This window comes from Rhodococcus sp. 7Tela_A2 (genome assembly GCF_049311045.1).
Taxonomy (GTDB): domain Bacteria; phylum Actinomycetota; class Actinomycetes; order Mycobacteriales; family Mycobacteriaceae; genus Rhodococcus.
On record NZ_JAXION010000035.1, the window covers coordinates 20,454 to 38,273 of the forward strand.

General features: G+C 68.1%; 18 protein-coding genes and 1 pseudogene. 14 read left to right on the forward strand and 5 right to left on the reverse strand.

Annotated elements, in window-relative coordinates; genetic code table 11:
- Position 1: 1 nt before the first annotated feature.
- The 3 genes from TVH25_RS09045 to TVH25_RS09055 are packed head-to-tail and all read left to right on the forward strand — an operon-like array spanning position 2 to position 2,512.
- A complete protein-coding gene (locus tag TVH25_RS09045) occupies positions 2–562 on the forward strand; it encodes a shikimate kinase (protein WP_169621798.1) in 561 nt (186 codons plus the stop codon).
- Positions 559–1,668 (forward strand): 3-dehydroquinate synthase, encoded by a 1,110-nt coding sequence (gene aroB / locus TVH25_RS09050; RefSeq protein ID WP_169621800.1) that lies wholly within the window; start codon positions 559–561, stop codon positions 1,666–1,668. Before TVH25_RS09045 ends, aroB begins: the two co-directional genes overlap by 4 nt.
- 40 nt (positions 1,669–1,708) lie before the next feature.
- Entirely contained in the window at positions 1,709–2,512 is an 804-nt protein-coding gene (locus TVH25_RS09055) for a transglutaminase-like domain-containing protein (RefSeq protein WP_422423888.1), read from the forward strand.
- A 7-nt stretch (positions 2,513–2,519) separates the two neighbouring features.
- Here the strand turns inward: TVH25_RS09055 and TVH25_RS09060 are convergent, their stop codons facing one another.
- The 5 genes from TVH25_RS09060 to TVH25_RS09080 all read right to left on the reverse strand — a co-directional run bounded on the left by TVH25_RS09060 (position 2,520) and on the right by TVH25_RS09080 (position 5,613).
- Positions 2,520–3,110, reverse strand: a complete 591-nt coding sequence (locus TVH25_RS09060; protein WP_422423889.1) for a TIGR03086 family metal-binding protein — start codon at positions 3,108–3,110, stop codon at positions 2,520–2,522.
- Positions 3,111–3,166: 56 nt separating this feature from the next.
- A complete protein-coding gene (locus tag TVH25_RS09065; protein ID WP_169652159.1) occupies positions 3,167–4,024 on the reverse strand; it encodes an alpha/beta fold hydrolase in 858 nt (285 codons plus the stop codon).
- Complete coding sequence (locus TVH25_RS09070; RefSeq protein ID WP_169652158.1) at positions 4,021–4,449, reverse strand: helix-turn-helix domain-containing protein; 429 nt, start codon at positions 4,447–4,449, stop codon at positions 4,021–4,023. The genes TVH25_RS09065 and TVH25_RS09070 overlap by 4 nt, the downstream gene beginning before the upstream one ends.
- A gap of 75 nt (positions 4,450–4,524) precedes the next feature.
- The gene (locus tag TVH25_RS09075; RefSeq protein ID WP_378527840.1) at positions 4,525–4,953 is read right to left on the reverse strand and encodes a hypothetical protein; all 429 of its coding nucleotides are present in this window, start codon (positions 4,951–4,953) and stop codon (positions 4,525–4,527) included.
- An 81-nt stretch (positions 4,954–5,034) separates the two neighbouring features.
- Entirely contained in the window at positions 5,035–5,613 is a 579-nt protein-coding gene (locus TVH25_RS09080) for a B-4DMT family transporter (RefSeq protein ID WP_296550780.1), read from the reverse strand.
- 73 nt (positions 5,614–5,686) lie between these two features.
- Between TVH25_RS09080 and TVH25_RS09085 the strand changes: the two are divergent.
- The 11 genes and pseudogenes from TVH25_RS09085 to mihF all read left to right on the forward strand — a co-directional run bounded on the left by TVH25_RS09085 (position 5,687) and on the right by mihF (position 17,761).
- Positions 5,687–6,794: pseudogene (locus TVH25_RS09085) on the forward strand (M24 family metallopeptidase).
- Between the two features lie 34 nt (positions 6,795–6,828).
- Positions 6,829–7,392: an elongation factor P gene (gene efp, locus TVH25_RS09090; protein WP_169621808.1), complete on the forward strand. Its 564-nt coding sequence runs from the start codon at positions 6,829–6,831 to the stop codon at positions 7,390–7,392.
- A complete protein-coding gene (gene nusB / locus TVH25_RS09095) occupies positions 7,393–7,902 on the forward strand; it encodes a transcription antitermination factor NusB (RefSeq protein WP_422423890.1) in 510 nt (169 codons plus the stop codon).
- A gap of 225 nt (positions 7,903–8,127) precedes the next feature.
- A complete protein-coding gene (pyrR, locus tag TVH25_RS09100; RefSeq protein ID WP_169652154.1) occupies positions 8,128–8,742 on the forward strand; it encodes a bifunctional pyr operon transcriptional regulator/uracil phosphoribosyltransferase PyrR in 615 nt (204 codons plus the stop codon).
- On the forward strand, positions 8,739–9,680 hold the full coding sequence (locus tag TVH25_RS09105; RefSeq protein ID WP_169621811.1) for an aspartate carbamoyltransferase catalytic subunit: 942 nt from the start codon (positions 8,739–8,741) through the stop codon (positions 9,678–9,680). The genes pyrR and TVH25_RS09105 overlap by 4 nt, the downstream gene beginning before the upstream one ends.
- A gap of 41 nt (positions 9,681–9,721) precedes the next feature.
- A complete protein-coding gene (locus tag TVH25_RS09110; protein ID WP_169621812.1) occupies positions 9,722–11,035 on the forward strand; it encodes a dihydroorotase in 1,314 nt (437 codons plus the stop codon).
- A 9-nt stretch (positions 11,036–11,044) separates the two neighbouring features.
- Positions 11,045–11,545 carry a transporter gene (locus tag TVH25_RS09115; RefSeq protein WP_169621813.1) on the forward strand — a complete coding sequence of 167 codons (501 nt, stop codon included), beginning with the start codon at positions 11,045–11,047 and terminating at the stop codon, positions 11,543–11,545.
- Positions 11,546–11,663: 118 nt separating this feature from the next.
- On the forward strand, positions 11,664–12,848 hold the full coding sequence (gene carA / locus TVH25_RS09120) for a glutamine-hydrolyzing carbamoyl-phosphate synthase small subunit (RefSeq protein WP_422423891.1): 1,185 nt from the start codon (positions 11,664–11,666) through the stop codon (positions 12,846–12,848).
- On the forward strand, positions 12,848–16,195 hold the full coding sequence (carB, locus tag TVH25_RS09125) for a carbamoyl-phosphate synthase large subunit (protein WP_169621816.1): 3,348 nt from the start codon (positions 12,848–12,850) through the stop codon (positions 16,193–16,195). Before carA ends, carB begins: the two co-directional genes overlap by 1 nt.
- On the forward strand, positions 16,192–17,019 hold the full coding sequence (gene pyrF / locus TVH25_RS09130; RefSeq protein WP_422423892.1) for an orotidine-5'-phosphate decarboxylase: 828 nt from the start codon (positions 16,192–16,194) through the stop codon (positions 17,017–17,019). The genes carB and pyrF overlap by 4 nt, the downstream gene beginning before the upstream one ends.
- A gap of 421 nt (positions 17,020–17,440) precedes the next feature.
- On the forward strand, positions 17,441–17,761 hold the full coding sequence (mihF, locus tag TVH25_RS09135; RefSeq protein ID WP_006551450.1) for an integration host factor, actinobacterial type: 321 nt from the start codon (positions 17,441–17,443) through the stop codon (positions 17,759–17,761).
- Positions 17,762–17,820: the final 59 nt, after the last annotated feature.

A 17,820-nucleotide genomic window follows, 5' to 3' on the forward strand; every position in this document is an offset into this window, starting at 1 on the left:
CATGGCGCCGCGTGCAGTGCTCATCGGTCCGCCCGGGGCCGGCAAGTCGACCATCGGCCGACGAGTCGCCCAGGCGCTCGACCTGTCGTTGCTCGACACCGATGCGGAAATCGAACGCACCACGGGCCGCACGATCCCCGAGATCTTCGAGCAGGACGGCGAACCGGTGTTCCGGCAGATCGAGGAGAAGGTCGTCGCCGAGGCACTCGCCCAGCACGACGGCATCGTCTCGCTCGGCGGCGGCGCCATCCTGTCCGACCGGACGCGGCAACGTCTGGCCGGACATACCGTCGTGTATCTCGAACTCAGCGTGGCCGAGGGGTTGCGGCGCACCGGCAACAACACCTCGCGGCCCCTGCTCAACGGGGGAGACCCCGCCCAGAAATATCGCGATCTGATGCGCCGCCGCCGCCCGTTGTACCGGCAGTCGGCGACCATTCGGGTGCGGACCGACGGTCGCAGCCCCGGCCGCGTCGTCCAGCAGGTCCTCGCCAAACTCGGTGCGGCGGAAGATGCCGCTGCCGTCCAGACCACTCCAGAGAATCGGAGCACCACACCGTGACCGAACCGGTACGCATCGACGTCAACACAGCTCATCCCTATCCCGTCGTCATCGGACGTGGGTTGCTCGGCGACCTCGTCGGCGCACTGTCCGGCACCCGGACCGTCGCCATCTTCCATCAGCCCACGCTCACCGAGACCGCCGAGGCGGTGCGGGAGGCGCTCGCCGAGACGGGAATCGACGCCCACCGCATCGAGATCCCGGACGCCGAGGACGGCAAGGAACTTGCGGTCGCAGGCTTCTGCTGGGAGGTTCTCGGCAGGATCGGCCTCACTCGGTCCGACGCGATCGTGAGCCTCGGCGGCGGAGCAGCCACCGACCTCGCGGGGTTCGTGGCCGCGACCTGGATGCGCGGGGTGCGGGTCTACCACGTACCGACGACGCTGCTGGCGATGGTCGACGCCGCCGTCGGCGGGAAAACCGGGATCAACACCGAGGCGGGCAAGAACCTCGTCGGGGCGTTCCACGAACCGTCCGCGGTGTTCGTCGACCTCGCGACACTCGAAACGGTGCCCCGCAACGAGATCATCGCCGGACTCGCGGAGGTCATCAAGACCGGATTCATCGCAGACCCGGTGATTCTCGACCTCATCGAAGAGGATCCGGCAGCCGCGGTCGATCCGCTCGGTACGGTGCTTCCCGAATTGATCCGTCGTTCCGTCGAGGTCAAGGCGAAGGTTGTCGCGGCCGACCTCGAGGAAGCCGATCTTCGCGAAATCCTCAACTACGGACACACTCTCGGGCACGCGATCGAGCGGCGCGAGCGTTACCGCTGGCGTCACGGCGCCGCCGTGTCGGTGGGTCTGGTGTTCGCTGCGGAACTCGGGCGGCTCGCAGGCCGGCTCGACGATGCCACCGCGGAGCGTCATCGGACGATCCTCGAATCCGTCGGGCTGCCCACCACCTACGATCCCGACGCGTTCGGCGATCTCCTCAAGGGAATGCAGAGCGACAAGAAGAACCGCGCGGGGTTGCTGCGTTTCGTCGTGCTCGACGGTCTCGCGAAGCCCGGACGGCTCGAGGGACCGGATCCGGCCTTGCTGGTAGCCGCGTATTCCGAGGTGGCACGCCAAGGTTCGGCCGACGCGGGGACCGTTCTGCTCTAGCGGTTCGGCGCCCGAGAGCGACGGGTGGCACGATCGTCGTATGAAACGTGAAGTCGCCGCCGCGCTCGAGTTCGAAGTCACCGAGCCGACCCGGATCGAAATGAAGATCGCTGTGGCGAACCCGGACGACGCCGAGGTTCGAGAGTCGATGCGGGTCGTCCACAACGACGACGAGATCACCGCCCGGGAGGTCGTGGTCGAGCACGGAACCAGAATCCACATGCTCGACTGCGCACCCGGCAAGGTGACCGTCGACTACTCGGCCACCGTGAACGGTTCGTTCCCCTCGGCACCGGTAACCGAGGCCGACCTGTCGATGTATCTGCGCCCCAGCCGGTACGCGGAGGCAGACAAGTTCTTCGGGTTCGCCGCGTCGCGGGTCGGGGCTCCCGAACCGGATGCCGAGACGCTCGCGCGGATCGTCGAGTTCGTCGAACAGCACCTGATCTACACGCCGGGAGCCAGCCGCGGTACCGACAGCGCCGCCGACACCCTGCTCGCCGGTGCCGGGGTCTGCCGCGACTATGCGCACCTGACGATCGCGCTGCTGCGGGCGGTAAACATTCCCGCGCGACTGGTCTCCGTCTTCGCTCCCGGCTGCAGCCCGATGGACTTCCATGCCGTCACCGAGGCGTACGTCGACGGCGCCTGGTGCGTCGTGGATCCGACGCGGCTGGCCCCGCGCTCGTCCCTCGTGCGGATCGCCACCGGCCGGGACGCCGCCGACACCGCGTTCCTCGACAACCACGGCGGCAGCCTCACCTTGAAGAGTTCGAAGGTGACCGCCGTCGTGGTCGGGAGCCTGCCGGTCGACGAATACGCCTCGCCGGTTTCGCTCGGCTGACCCCCCTTCAGCCCGGCGGAGCCCAGGACGGATCGCGGCCGGTGAGTCCGAGCAACCTGTGTAGGGCGGGCGCGTCGCCCGGTACCGAGACGGCGGGGCCGAACAGCGCACCCTCCGTGCGTTGTTCGTCGGACACGGTTCCGGCGAACGCGAGGCACGCGGCGATCTCGTCGGGCTCGCACGCATAGGGCTGCCTGGTCGCGACGGCGAGGTCCCAGCCGTGCACGACGAGTTCGTCGAGTGCGACGAGCCCGGCGATCTCGCCTGGGAGATCGATGCCGCCCGCGCGGGTGGTGCCCGCCCACGCATCGGGATCACGCCACGCGTCGGCGAGGGCGCTCAGCCTCGCGGTGGCAACATCGTTCCAGCCGCCCGGAAGCTCACCCGTCGGGAGTGTCGGTGGCGTGTCGGTGAGGCCCTCGAAGTCCTTGCTTGCCGCCGCGGTGAAGGCGAGCGTCAGCCCGAGCACGTGGTCGACGAGCATCCCGACCGTCGCCTCGGTGCACGGTGTGGCCGCGAGCAGATGCTCGTCGCCGATTCCGTCGAGAACCCGGTCCATGCGGCGTGTCGCTACGGACAAATCGATCATGTCGGTCATCGGTATCTCCTCTGTGCGAAGGTCACCTGTGTTCCGACCGGCGACGCGCCCCGAACTCACCGCGTATCGGTGCGCGAGGGGCTCAGAAAAGTGAGGATCCGGCCGGTCTGTCCGAGGATGGCGTGACCGGCATCGGGCAGAACCTGCACGTCCGCATCGGGGAAGCAGCGCCGTGCACGCTCGGCGGTCTCGCCGGAATCGAACATGACGTCCCGTGTGCCCACCACCACCAGGACGGGCGCGGTCACGGTACCGAGCGCGTCGTCCGGAAATACCGGGAGTTTCTCCGTCCGGGGCCGGAACGCGCCGAACGTCTGTGCCACGTCGTCGAGCACAGGGGCGACCTCGGGGCCGGTCAGGCCCGTGACCCGTGCGACGGCGCGCCGCCGGCCCCACCGTCCGAGCGGCAGCGTCGCCATCGCGGGCAGCATGCGCAGGGGCGTCGCGCGGCCGATGCCGCCGGGGCAGAGGAGAACCAGGCGTGTCACGCGGCCGGGTCGCCGGATCACGTAGTCCAGCGCGCTCCATCCGCCGAGCGACATGCCGACCATCGCGCACGTGGTGATACCCAGTCCGTCGAGCACCTGGTCGAGCCACCGGGCGGGCTCGTCGGTGTCGAGCCGAGGTCGCGCCGGCGCGCTGAGTCCGGGTTCACCGACCAGGTCCACGGCGTAGGTGCGGAAGCTCCCGGCCCACGAGGCGATGTCACCGAGCCACGTCGACGTGTTCGCGCCGGCGCCGTGCAGCAATACGAGGGGAGGCGCATCCTTCGGGCCGGACGCCACCACGAAGGTCTCGCCTGCGTCGGTCGGGATCCGAACGTGTTCGGAGGGCACCGGCCACGTCGCGAGGTGCTCGCGATAGCGCTGCAGCACCTGCTCGGCGGCGGTGGCGGACTTGTAGATGGAGTTCACGACGCGAGGATCCCTTCGATGTAGTCGAGCAGCCGGGCGGTGTCGGCGAGCCCTCCGAGGACGACGACTTTCATGCGCCCGCGTTCCTCGTCGTAGACGGTGTCGATCCGCAGTGGTGGTCCGGCGTCGCGAGTGCCCGCGGCGGCGGTCAGCACCGTGGTGAGGCGGTGTGCAGTCTCCGGGCTCACGGCATCGATGTCGACGATGCTCGAGACGTCGGTGTGGCGTTGTCTTCGCACCGTCTCGCGCGGCGGCGCCGGTACCGCCCTGCCGGTGAAAGCGTCGAGGTCGGTGTGTGCGATGCGGTACTGCTTGCCGATGCGCACTGCGGGAAGCTTGCCGTCGCGGACGTAGTTCCGGACGGTGCGTACGTGCAGGCCGAGGCGTTCGGCGACCTGCTCGACGGAGAGCAACGTTTCTTCCATGAAAACACCGTATCGCTCCCTATCGTGATGTCAATAGGGAGCGATACGGTATTTTGGGGAGGGTAGGAACGGTGGTCAGGTGGTGAGTACCAGGAGGAATCCGCCGCCACCGGCGTCGATCCGCGTCGTGACCGACAGCCCCGGGGCGAGTCGCGACAGCCGGTCCACGAGCCAGTCACCGGCCTCGACCGCATCGGCCTTGCTCGGACAGCGGGCGACGGCGACGCGGCCACCCTTGCGCGTGAGTTGCTCGACCACACCGATGATCGGGGCGGGATCGACGACGAACAGGTGGTCGGGCCACGGCACGACGGGTTTGACCGCACCCTTCTTGGTGTTGCACGCCCGGTGCGCGAGTCGTTCCTGGCCGCCCTTCGCGCCCTTCTTCGCCGTCGTGATGCTGTCGACGCTCGGACCGCGCGGATCGTTGACCGACATGGTGGCGTCCACCGGCTCGTCACACAGCCAGCATCGCCACGCGTCGCGTTCGCCCACTTCGTCCATCTTGCTCATGGGGTCGACGCTACACAGCGGCGTGAGCGGGTCACCGTGCCGATAGCCCGGGGGCGAGGGACGACCGGCAGGTCAGCGCTCGGGACGTGGCGCGTGCGGGTCGACCGCGGGGAACACCTCGGTGGGTGCGTCGTCGTTGCGCCAGGCGGGGTCGGCGGCCGGCGCGCTCGCAACCGTGGCCGGTTCGCGCTGCTCCCGGGGCGCCGTCCGGTCGCTCTCGTCGGTCTTCTCGCCGCGACCGGCGAAGAACCGGCCGGCGGTCACTGCGGCCATCGCCGGCAGGAACACCAGGAGCACCGTGAACGCGGCACCGGAGGTCAGTTCGAACAGAATCGACTTCACGCCGATCGGGATGGCGGTGAGCGTATCGACGAGCCAGGTGAGGAACCCGGCCACGATGCCGGTGACGGCGCCGGCCGCGAGCCACCGCATCGTCAGGTCCTCCCCGTCGTCCGGGTCGGGGTACGCCCTCCGGTCGCGGATTCCGTCGATGCCGGCCCACACGACCGCCGCCAGAATGACGACGGCCAGACCCAGCCATCGCAGAATCGATCCCTGCAACGGCCACTGCATGAGGGCGGCACCGAGTAGGGCGCGCACGATCACGTGGACGAGGGAAAGCCCCAGTCCGCGAACCAACCACGGTTTCATGTACCCGAGAGTAACGGCTTCGGGCGGGAAAGTGTGTCTCGTCCCACACCGGGGCGCGGGGTACGTTGGGCGAATGTCCGCCGACCACGCCTCCCGTCGTCGCGCACTGCGTGCCCTGCTCGCCGAGCGCGACCTCGACGCCCTGCTCGTGACCGACCTTCTCAACATCCGGTACCTGACCGGCTTCACCGGTTCGAATGCCGCTCTCGTCGTCGCCACGGACGACGACTCCGACGAAAGCCGCACCGTGATCAGCACGGACGGCCGGTACGTGACCCAGGTCGCCGCCCAGGTTCCGGAGCTGCGCGTGGACATCGCGCGGGCCTCCGCCGCGCATCTCGTCGCCGCCGCGACCGAACCGCCCGCGACCTGGGGCTTCGAAAGTCACGTCGTCACCGTCGACGAGCGTTTCCGGTGGGACGGGCTCGGGAGCGCCGCGCGTTTCGTCCCTGCGCCGGGACTCGTCGAGGAATTGCGCATGGTCAAGGACGAATACGAGGTGGGCCTGCTCCGTGAGGCGTGGGGGGGGGGGGGGGCGCGCGCCCCCCGCACTGGCCGATCTGATCGAGGCGGGCGGTTTGCGGCCGGGGCGTACCGAGAAGGAGGTCGCGCGAGATCTCGAGTGGCGCATGTTCGAGCACGGCGCGGACGGCATCTCGTTCGAGACGATCGTCGCGACGGGCGAGAACTCGGCCGTCCCGCACCACCGGCCCACCGGCGCGGTCCTCGCGGCGGGAGATTTCGTCAAGCTCGACTTCGGTGCCCAGGTGGGCGGATACCACTCCGACATGACCCGCACGTACGTGCTCGGGCACGCTCAGGACTGGCAGCGCGACGTGTACGACCTGGTACTGAGGGCGCAGCGCGCCGGGCGGGAGGCACTTGCGCCGGGTGCGGAGTGCGCCGCGGTGGACGCCGCCGCGCGCAGTGTCGTCGCCGCTGCCGGGCATGCGGATCTGTTTCTCCACGGCCTCGGGCACGGGGTCGGACTCGAGATCCATGAAGCGCCGGGAATCGGGGCGGCGGCGACCGGTACACTTGTCGCCGGTGCGGCGGTGACCGTCGAGCCGGGTGTGTACTTCTCGGGGCGCGGAGGCGTGCGGATCGAGGACACGCTCGTGGTGCGGGAGCAGACTCCGGAATTGCTCACGCTCACCGACAAGACATTAACCGTCGTTTGAGGCGGTTTCCCCGACTCTAGGAGACGCGAAGTAAGTGGCTGACACCAGTGATTTCAAGAACGGACTCGTTCTGAAGATCGACGGCCAGCTCTGGCAGATCATCGAGTTCCAGCACGTGAAGCCGGGCAAGGGCCCCGCGTTCGTGCGTACGAAGCTCAAGAATGTGACGTCGGGCAAGACCGTGGACAAGACCTGGAACGCCGGTGTCAAGGTCGAAACCGCTACGGTCGACCGCCGTGACATGACGTACCTGTACAACGACGGCACCGATTACGTGTTCATGGACTCGCAGACCTTCGACCAGATCTCGATCAGCCCCGAGCTGCTCGGCGACGCCGCGAAGTTCCTGCTCGAGAACATGGCCGTGCAGGTCGCGACGAACGAGGACGTTCCGCTGTTCGTGGAGCTGCCCGTGACGATCGAGCTCGTCGTCAAGCACACCGACCCCGGCCTCCAGGGCGACCGCTCGACCGGCGGCACCAAGCCGGCGACCCTCGAGACCGGCGCCGAGATCCAGGTCCCGCTGTTCATCAACACCGGCGACAAGCTCAAGGTCGATTCCCGTGACGGCAACTACCTGGGGCGAGTGAACTCCTGAGTGTCCGGTACCCAGAAAAAGCTCGGGGCCCGTCACAAGGCCCGTAAACGCGCTGTCGATCTGCTCTTCGAAGCAGAAGCACGCGACGTTCATCCCGCCGACCTCGCGGCCGACCGGGTCGAACTCGCCATCGCGGACGACCAGGTCGCACCGGTCCCGCCGTACGCGCAGACCATCATCAACGGTGTCGCCGACAACCTCGACGAAACCGATCGCGTCATCGCCGACCATCTGCACGAGTGGACACTCGATCGGCTGCCCGCCGTCGACCGAGCGATCCTCCGCATCGCGGTGTGGGAGTTGTTCCACGCCACGGACGTGCCGCCGGTCGTCGCGGTCGACGAAGCCGTCGAACTCGCCAAGCAGTTGTCGACCGACGATTCGCCGGCATTCGTCAACGGCGTACTCGGCCAGATCGTGGCGGTCGCGGACCAGGTGCGCGCCGCAGCCGCAGCCACCCTGGTCCGGCCGCCTGCCGAGGCGCCCTCGCAGGACTCCGACGAGTCCTGACGGGACTTCGGTTCCACCTTCGTTGAGCGGGTTCCCGTGGGCATCGTCCCATCGGAGCCCGCTCACGTGCTTTTCATCCCGCGTTTCCACCGCCGGGGATGTCGACGTCCTGTGTTGCGCTTCACCCGCGCACCGCGCTTTCGGGCAGGTGCACGCTGCTAGGCTCGAACACTGTCAGGCATCCTTTAACGATCCGTCCAGTGAGGCGGAGAAGGAGGTCGCTGCATGACCGTGTCCGAGGACGGGTCCACAGCTTCTACCCATTCTGCGTCTCCCGCCGACGCACCCGCGCGTGAGCTTCTCTCCGCGGCGGATGTGCACCGCACCATCGCGCGAATCGCGCACCAGATCATCGAGAAGACCGCGCTCGACACCCCCGCCGAAGCGCGGCGTGTCGTCCTCCTGGGCATCCCGACGCGCGGCATCACGCTCGCGAACCGGCTCGCCGACCGCATCGAAGAATTCTCCGGCGTCCGCGTGCCCGTCGGATCACTCGACATCACCTTGTACCGGGACGACCTGCGCACCAAGCCGCACCGCCCGCTCGAGCGCACCTCGGTGCCCGACGGCGGCGTCGACAACACCCTCGTCGTGCTCGTCGACGACGTCCTGTTCTCGGGCCGTTCCGTGCGCGCCGCTCTCGATGCGCTCCGCGACCTCGGGCGTCCGGAAGCCGTACAACTTGCCGTGCTGGTCGATCGCGGCCACCGCGAACTCCCGTTGCGTGCCGACTACGTCGGGAAGAACGTTCCCACCGCGCGCAGCGAAGACGTGCGAGTGCTGCTCACCGAACAGGACGGCCGCGACGCCGTGGAGATCTCGGGAGGCAAGACCCAGTGAAACACCTGCTCACCATCGCAGATCTCGACAAGGATTCCGCGACAGGGCTTCTCGACGAAGCAGAACGTTTCGAGCAGGCGTTGCTCGGCCGTGAGGTCCGCAAGCTTCCCACGCTGCGTGGCCGCACCGTCATGACGGTGTTCTACGAGAATTCGACGCGCACCCGCGTCTCGTTCGAAGTCGCGGGCAAGTGGATGAGCGCCGACGTGATCAACGTCTCGGCCTCCAGTTCCTCCGTCCAGAAGGGCGAATCGCTGCGCGACACGGCGCTGACGCTGCACGCAGCCGGAGCGGATGCGCTCATCGTCCGGCATCCCGCCTCCGGCGCGGCGCACCGGATCGCGCAGTGGACCAACGAGTCCGGATCGGGCCCGGCCGTGATCAACGCCGGCGACGGAACACACGAACATCCGACGCAGGCGCTGCTCGACGCGCTCACCCTGCGTCAGCGGCTCGGCGGAATCGAAGGACGCCGCGTCGCGATCGTCGGCGACGTGCTGCACAGCCGCGTGGCGCGTTCCAACGCTCTGCTGCTGAGCATGCTCGGCGCGGAGGTCGTGCTCGTCGCTCCCCGCACCCTGCTGCCGGTCGGTGTGGAGACGTGGCCGGTGCGTGTCGCGGAGTCGCTCGACGCCGAACTGCCCGGACTCGACGCGGTGCTGGTACTGCGCGTGCAAGCGGAGCGGATGAACGGCGGGTTCTTCCCGTCGGCCCGGGAGTACTCGATCCGCTACGGCCTGAGCGCCAAGCGCGCCGCGGTGCTTCCCGAGCATGCTGTGGTCCTGCACCCGGGACCGATGCTGCGCGGTATGGAAATCGGGTTCCCGGTCGCCGACGCACCGCAATCCGCCATCCTGCAGCAGGTCGGCAACGGCGTGCACGTGCGCATGGCGGTGCTGTTCCGGCTGCTCGTCGGTACGGAAGGCAACCTGTCGTGAACGCCGCTTCGGAACACACCCACGGAAGAGGAGATACCCCGGTGACGCCGCAGGTGCTCATCCGCAACGTCCGGCTCTACGGCGAAGGGGATCCGGTCGACGTCCTGCTCGGCGACGAGCAGATCCTCGCCGTCGGACCGGGACTCGACGCCGACGCGAACGTCGAAATCCTCGACGGCACCGATCGCATCCTGCTGCCCGGTTTCGTCGATCTGCACACCCATCTGCGCGAACCCGGACGCGAGGACACCGAGACGATCGACTCGGGTTCGGCCGCGGCCGCCCGCGGCGGCTACACCGCCGTGTTCGCGATGGCGAACACCGATCCGGTTGCCGATTCGGCGGTCGTGACCGACCACGTGTGGCGTCGTGGCCAGGAGGTCGGCCTCGTCGACGTGCATCCGGTCGGTGCCGTGACGGTCGGTCTCCAAGGCAGGCAACTCGCCGAGATGGGGTCCATGGCCTCCGGCATCGGGCAGGTCAAGTTGTTCTCCGACGACGGAAAATGCGTCGACGATCCGCTGCTCATGCGCCGCGCGCTCGAGTACTCGTCCTCGCTCGGAGTGCTCATCGCCCAGCACGCCGAGGAACCCCGCCTGACGGTCGGAGCCGTGGCACACGAGGGACCCACGGCCGCACGCCTCGGCCTCGCCGGGTGGCCGCGCGCCGCAGAGGAGTCCATCGTCGCCCGGGATGCGCTTCTCGCGCGCGACGCCGGCGCACGCGTGCACATCTGTCACGCGTCCACCTCGGGCACGGTCGCGCTCGTGGAATGGGCGCGCTCGCAGGGCATCGCCATCAGTGCGGAAGTCACGCCGCATCACCTGCTGCTCGACGACTCGCGGCTCGAGACCTACGACGGCATCAACCGTGTCAACCCGCCGCTGCGTGAGCGGTCGGATGTCGAGGCCTTGCGCCGGGGACTGGCGTCCGGGGTCATCGACTGTGTCGCCACAGACCACGCTCCGCACGCCGATCAGGACAAGTGCTGCGAGTTCTCACAAGCGCGTCCCGGAATGCTCGGCCTCGAAACGGCGTTGTCCATCGTTATCGAGACAATGGTGCGTCCCGGTCTGCTCGACTGGCGCGGTGTCGCGCGGGTGATGAGCGAGCGCCCCGCAGAGATCGTCGGGCTCGACGACCAGGGGCGCCCGCTGGAGGTCGGTGAGCCGGCCAACGTGGTGCTCGTCGATCCGGACACCGAGTGGACGGTGCACGGGCCGGACCTGGCGAGCATCGCCGGCAACACCCCGTACGAGGACATGACCTTGCCGGGACGGGTCACCGCGACAGTGCTGCGCGGCCGGATCACCGCCCGCGACGGCGCGGTATACCCCCGGACCGACGGAAAGTAGGAACACGAGATGGACCGGATAGTGCTCACCGTCGGATTTCTGGCGTTGTGGGTCGTGCTCGTACTGCTGATGTGGAAGGGCTGGCGCGGCCGGGCCCGACGACAGCAGGACGCGATCGGGGAACTGCCGGTGGTGCCCGCGGAACTGGGGGAGCGGCTCATCGAGCCGAGCACGGGCCTGTACGTCGGCAGCACGCTGGCGCCGAGCTGGCAGGACCGCGTGGCGGTGGGCGACCTCGGCTTCCGCGCCAGTTCCGAACTGAGCCGGTACCGGACGGGAGTGCTTCTGGAACGGCACGGCGCGTCGCCGATCTGGATTCCCGAGGAGTCGATCCGCGCGATCCGGACCGAACGCGGCTTGGCGGGCAAGGTCATGACGAAGGACGGCGTGCTCGTGATCCGGTGGCAGCTGCCGTCGGGGACCGAGGTCGACACGGGCTTCCGTGGGGACGACAAGTCGATCTATCCACAATGGACTCGGGAACAGACTCGGGACGAGAACGAAAAGTGACGATCACAACGACGATGACGATCACAGCGACGACGAACATCACGAAGACGAACACGACACGCGAGATTTCCGCCCGTACGGCCGGTTCTGGTGCGGTCGAGAAGAACGGAGACAACGCATGAGCGGCGGAACATTCGGAGCCGGCACCGCGGTGCTGGTCCTCGAAGACGGACGGGTTTTCCGTGGCACGCCTTTCGGTGCGGTCGGACAGACCCTCGGCGAGGCCGTGTTCAGCACGGGCATGACCGGATACCAGGAAACACTCACCGACCCCAGCTACCACCGGCAGATCGTCGTGGCCACCGCGCCGCAGATCGGCAACACCGGCTGGAACCACGAGGACAACGAGTCCGTCGGGCCCACCGGTGACGCCGCAGATTCGAAGATCTGGGTGGCCGGGTTCGTGGTGCGAGACCCGTCGCGACGTGTCTCGAGCTGGCGGGCGAGCGGATCGCTGCAGGACGAACTCGCGCGGCAGAACGTCGTCGGGCTCGCGGGGATCGACACCCGCGCACTCGTGCGGCACCTGCGCACCCGCGGCTCGATGCGGGCCGGCGTGTTCTCCGGCGACGCTCTCGTGTGGAAGGGCGACGACCTCGACGTCGACGCACTCCTCGACCGGGTCAAGAGCCAGCCGTCGATGCTCGGCGCCGACCTCGCCGGTGAAGTGAGCACCAGCAGCGGATACGTGGTCGAAGCCACCGGCGGCGACCCGCGCTTCACCGTCGCCGCGATCGACCTGGGCATCAAGACCAACACGCCGCGGATGTTCGCCGAACGCGGCATCCGCGTGCACGTGCTGCCGTCCAGCGCGACGCTCCACGACATCCTGGACCTGAAGGCCGACGGTGTGTTCCTGTCCAACGGCCCCGGCGACCCGGCGACCGCGGACGGGGCGGTGCACCTGACCAAGGAGGTGCTCGGACAGGGCCTGCCGCTGTTCGGCATCTGCTTCGGAAACCAGATCCTCGGCCGCGCGCTCGGCCTGAACACCTACAAGATGAAGTTCGGTCACCGCGGCATCAACATCCCGGTCGTCGAACACGAGACCGGCCGCATCGCCATCACCGCGCAGAACCACGGTTTCGCGCTCGAAGGTGAAGCGGGCCAGGAGTTCGATACTCCGTTCGGCCGCGCGGTGATCAGCCATACGTGCGCCAACGACGGTGCCGTCGAAGGCGTCAAGCTCGCCGACGGTTCCGCGTTCTCCGTGCAGTACCACCCGGAGGCAGCGGCCGGGCCGCACGACGCCTCCTACCTGTTCGACCGTTTCACCCGCATGCTCGAGGGAGAGAAGAACTGATGCCACGCCGTACCGATCTCTCTCACATCCTGGTCATCGGCTCCGGCCCGATCGTCATCGGACAGGCCTGCGAGTTCGACTACTCCGGCACCCAGGCGTGCCGGGTCCTCCGCGAGGAGGGCATGCGCGTCTCGCTCGTCAACTCCAACCCGGCGACGATCATGACCGACCCGGAGTTCGCCGACGCGACCTACATCGAGCCGATCACCGCCGAGTACGTCGAGAAGGTCATCGCCGCGGAAGCTGCGAACGGCACTCCGATCGACGCGGTGCTCGCGACGCTCGGCGGCCAGACCGCGCTCAACACCGCCGTTGCGCTGTCCGAGCAGGGCATCCTCGACAAGTACGACATCGAGCTGATCGGCGCGGACTTCGACGCGATCCAGCGCGGCGAGGACCGGCAGAAGTTCAAGGACATCGTGGCCAAGTGCGGTGGCGAGTCCGCCCGCTCCGCGGTCTGCTACACGATGGACGAGGTCCGCGCGACCGTCGCCGAACTCGGATACCCGGTCGTGGTGCGCCCGTCGTTCACGATGGGCGGCCTCGGCTCCGGCATGGCGTACAACGAAGCCGACCTCGAGCGCATCGCCGGTGGCGGTCTCGCCGCGTCGCCGACCGCGAACGTGCTGATCGAGGAGTCGATCCTCGGCTGGAAGGAATACGAACTCGAGCTGATGCGGGACGGTCGCGACAACGTCGTGATCGTGTGCTCGATCGAGAACGTCGATCCGGTCGGTGTGCACACCGGTGACTCGATCACCGTGGCACCGGCGATGACGCTCACGGACCGCGAATACCAGAAGATGCGCGACCTCTCGATCGCCATCCTGCGTGAGGTCGGCGTCGAGACCGGCGGCTGCAACATCCAGTTCGCCATGGACCCGAGCGACGGCCGCCTCGTCGTCATCGAGATGAATCCGCGCGTGTCGCGGTCGTCGGCGCTCGCGTCGAAGGCCACCGGCTACCCGATCGCGAAGATGGCCGCCAAGCTCGCCATCGGTTACACACTCGACGAGATCGTCAACGACATCACCAAGGAAACGCCCGCGTGCTTCGAGCCGACGCTCGACTACGTCGTGGTCAAGGCTCCGCGGTTCGCGTTCGAGAAGTTCCCGGGCGCAGACGGCACCCTCACCACCACGATGAAGTCTGTGGGCGAAGCGATGTCGATCGGCCGCAACTTCGCCGAGGCCTTCGGCAAGGTGCTGCGTTCGCTCGAGACCAAGCGTGCCGGATTCTGGACCGGCCCGGAGGTCGAGGGGTCGCTCGACGAGCTGCTGAAGGCGATCGAGACGCCCACCGACGGCCGGATCTACCAGGTCGCCCAGGCGTTCGAGCTGGGTGCGACCCTCGAGCAGGTCTTCGAGGCCACCAAGATCGACCCGTGGTTCCTCGAGGAGATTTCGCAGATCGTCGGGATGGGGGACAAGGTCCGCGCCGCCGAGACGTTCGGTGCCGAGGAGCTGCGTTACGTCAAGCACCACGGTTTCTCCGACCGCCAGATCGCGGCGCTGCGTCCGAGCCAGTTCGCGGACGAGGACGCGGTCCGCGCGCTGCGCAACGAGCTCGGCGTGCATCCGGTGTACAAGACGGTCGATACCTGTGCGGCGGAGTTCGAGGCGAAGACCCCGTACCACTATTCGACCTACGAGCTCGATCCGAACGCGGAGACCGAGGTCGCGCCGCAGCCCGACAAGCCGAAGGTGCTGATCCTCGGCTCGGGTCCGAACCGCATCGGCCAGGGCATCGAGTTCGACTACTCGTGCGTGCACGCGGCCCTGACGCTCTCAGATGCCGGCTACGAGACCGTGATGGTCAACTGCAACCCCGAGACGGTCTCCACCGACTACGACACCGCCGACCGCCTGTACTTCGAGCCGCTCACCTTCGAGGACGTCCTCGAGGTGTACCGGGCGGAGTGCGAGTCCGGCACGGTCGCCGGGGTCATCGTGCAGCTCGGCGGACAGACGCCGCTGGGGTTGGCGCGGCGGCTGAAGGCGGCGGGAGTCCCGATCGTGGGGACGAGCCCCGAGGCGATCGACCTCGCCGAGGACCGCGGCGAGTTCGGACGGGTGCTCGAAGAGGCCGGTCTGCCCGCCGCGAAGTACGGCACCGCCACCACCTTCGACGGTGCTCGTGACATCGCGGCCGAGATCGGTTACCCCGTGCTCGTGCGCCCGTCGTACGTGCTCGGCGGCCGCGGCATGGAGATCGTCTACGACGAGAAGTCGCTCGCGGACTACATCTCCCGCGCCACGGAGATCTCCGACGACCGCCCGGTCCTCGTGGACCGCTTCCTCGACGACGCGGTCGAGATCGACGTGGACGCCCTGTGCGACGGCACCGACGTCTACATCGGCGGGATCATGGAACACATCGAGGAAGCCGGAATCCATTCCGGTGACTCCGCGTGTGCCCTTCCGCCGATCACCCTCGGCCGCTCCGACATCGAGAACGTGCGCCGCTCGACGGCAGCGCTCGCGGCCGGGATCGGGGTCAAGGGCCTGCTCAACGTCCAGTACGCGCTCAAGGACGACATCCTGTATGTCCTGGAGGCCAATCCTCGGGCGAGCCGCACGGTGCCGTTCGTGTCCAAGGCCACCGCGGTCCAGCTCGCCAAGGCGTGCGCTCGGGTGATGCTCGGTGAGTCCATCGCCGAACTGCGCGAGGCCGGGATTCTGCCGGCCGAGGGCGACGGCAGCGTGATTCCGCTCGGGGCACCGGTAGCCGTGAAGGAAGCGGTGCTGCCGTTCAACCGGTTCCGCCGCGCCGACGGAACCGGTATCGACACGTTGCTCAGCCCGGAGATGAAGTCCACCGGCGAAGTGATGGGCATCGACGACGATTTCGGAACGGCGTTCGCGAAGAGCCAGACCGCCGCCTACGGATCGCTGCCCACCTCGGGCACGGTGTTCGTCTCGCTCGCGAACAAGGACAAGCGGTCGATGATCTTCCCGGTCAAGCACCTCGCCGACCTCGGATTCCACATCGCTGCCACCGTCGGGACCGCAGAGGTCCTGCGCCGCAACGGTGTTCCCTGCGAACACGTCTACAAGGTGTCCGAGGAGGAACGCCCCGAAGGTGCACCGGACGTGGTCGATCGCATTCGTGCCGGCGACATCGCCATGGTGATCAACACGCCGTGGGGTAATTCCGGACCCCGCGTCGACGGGTACGAGATCCGCAGCGCGGCTGTCGCGGCGAACATTCCGTGCATCACGACGGTGCAGGGTGCGTCGGCGGCGGTGCAGGGCATCGAGGCAGCCATCCGCGGTGACATCGGCGTCAGCTCGATTCAGCGGATGCACGCACGACTGCGCGAAGCCGCGGTCGCCGGACAGTCGTGACCACGTTCGGAGAGCGGCTCGCGGATGCGCTCGCGAGCCGCGGGCCGCTCTGCGTGGGCATCGACCCGCATCCGCAATTGCTGACGGCGTGGGGTCTCGGAGTCGACGCCGACGGACTCGACAAGTTCAGCGAGCTGTGTGTGGAAGCGTTCGACGGGGTCGTCGCCGTGGTCAAGCCGCAGGTCGCGTTCTTCGAGGCGTTCGGTTCGGCGGGTCTGGAAGTTCTCGAACGCACCATCGCCGTACTGCGCGGTTCCGGGACGCTCGTCGTCGCCGACGCCAAACGCGGCGATATCGGCTCCACCATGGACGCGTATGCCCGCACCTGGCTCGCCGACGAGTCGCCGCTGTGCTCGGACGCGGTGACCGTCTCGCCCTATCTCGGTTTCGGTGCGCTCGCTCCGGCACTCGATCTGGCGGCGCAGACGGGCCGTGGGATCTTCGTGCTGGCAGCGACCTCGAATCCGGAGGGAGCGCAGGTGCAGCGGGCCCGGCTCGACGACGGTCGCACTGTCGCTCAGGCGATGGTCGACGAGGCCGCGGCGTGCAATACCGGAGCCGGCCGCCTCGGGTCGGTCGGTGTGGTGGTCGGCGCGACGCTGACCGACGCTCCCGACTTGCGGGCCTTGAACGGCCCCATCCTGATGCCGGGAGTGGGGGCGCAGGGCGGAACCGCCGACGACGTCCGACGGCTCGCAGCGGGCAATCTGAGGGCCGTGGTGCCGAACGTGTCCCGGGAGGTGCTGCGCGCGGGACCGTCCGTCTCCGCGTTGCGGGAGGCTGTCGCCCGCACGGTCGAAGGATTCGCGTTCCTTCAGGACTAGTTCCTCCACGACCGAGTTCCTCGAGGGCTGAGGGGGTCGAGGTCCGTACGTGCACGTGTACGGTCCTTGACCTGCGGATCCGCGCGCCGCGACACGCGGAACCGCAAGATTTTTTTCCGGGGTTCTCGATGACACCCTCCACGGCCGGCAGTGATCTTGCGCGCTCACCCGGCGGTGGCGGCGTGTATGTCCATCGAGACGCCGTGACCTGCGACTTTTCACCGTTCGGGCAGGTCGGCCCGCAAAATTCGCGGGATCTTCCGGCGGCGTGTGGGCCCCGGAATCGGCACGCACTACCGCACGGATTTTCGAGCGTCACGGCGGGGGGGCGGTTCGCATTCGACGGAAGTCGTGAGTACGGTCGCTATCGCCGCTGGTTACAGCGGTGAAGACTGAATTCCAACGATGAGACGGAGGAACCGTGGCCCTTCCCCAGCTGACCGATGAGCAGCGCGCCGCTGCTCTGGAGAAGGCGGCTGCTGCCCGTCGTGCCCGGGCAGAGCTCAAGGAGCGCCTCAAGCGCGGCGGCACCGACCTGAAGCAGGTGCTGAAGGATGCCGAGAACGACGAAATCCTCGGCAAGATGAAGGTTTCCGCTCTGCTCGAGGCCCTGCCGAAGGTCGGCAAGGTCAAGGCGCAGGAGATCATGACCGAACTGGAGATCGCTCCGACCCGCCGTCTGCGCGGACTCGGCGATCGCCAGCGCAAGGCCCTGCTCGCCAGGTTCGATTTCGACGCCTGAGACCGTGGTAGCTGACGCACACCCCGTGACGGACAGCGCAGCCGCAGCGCGGTGGGGCC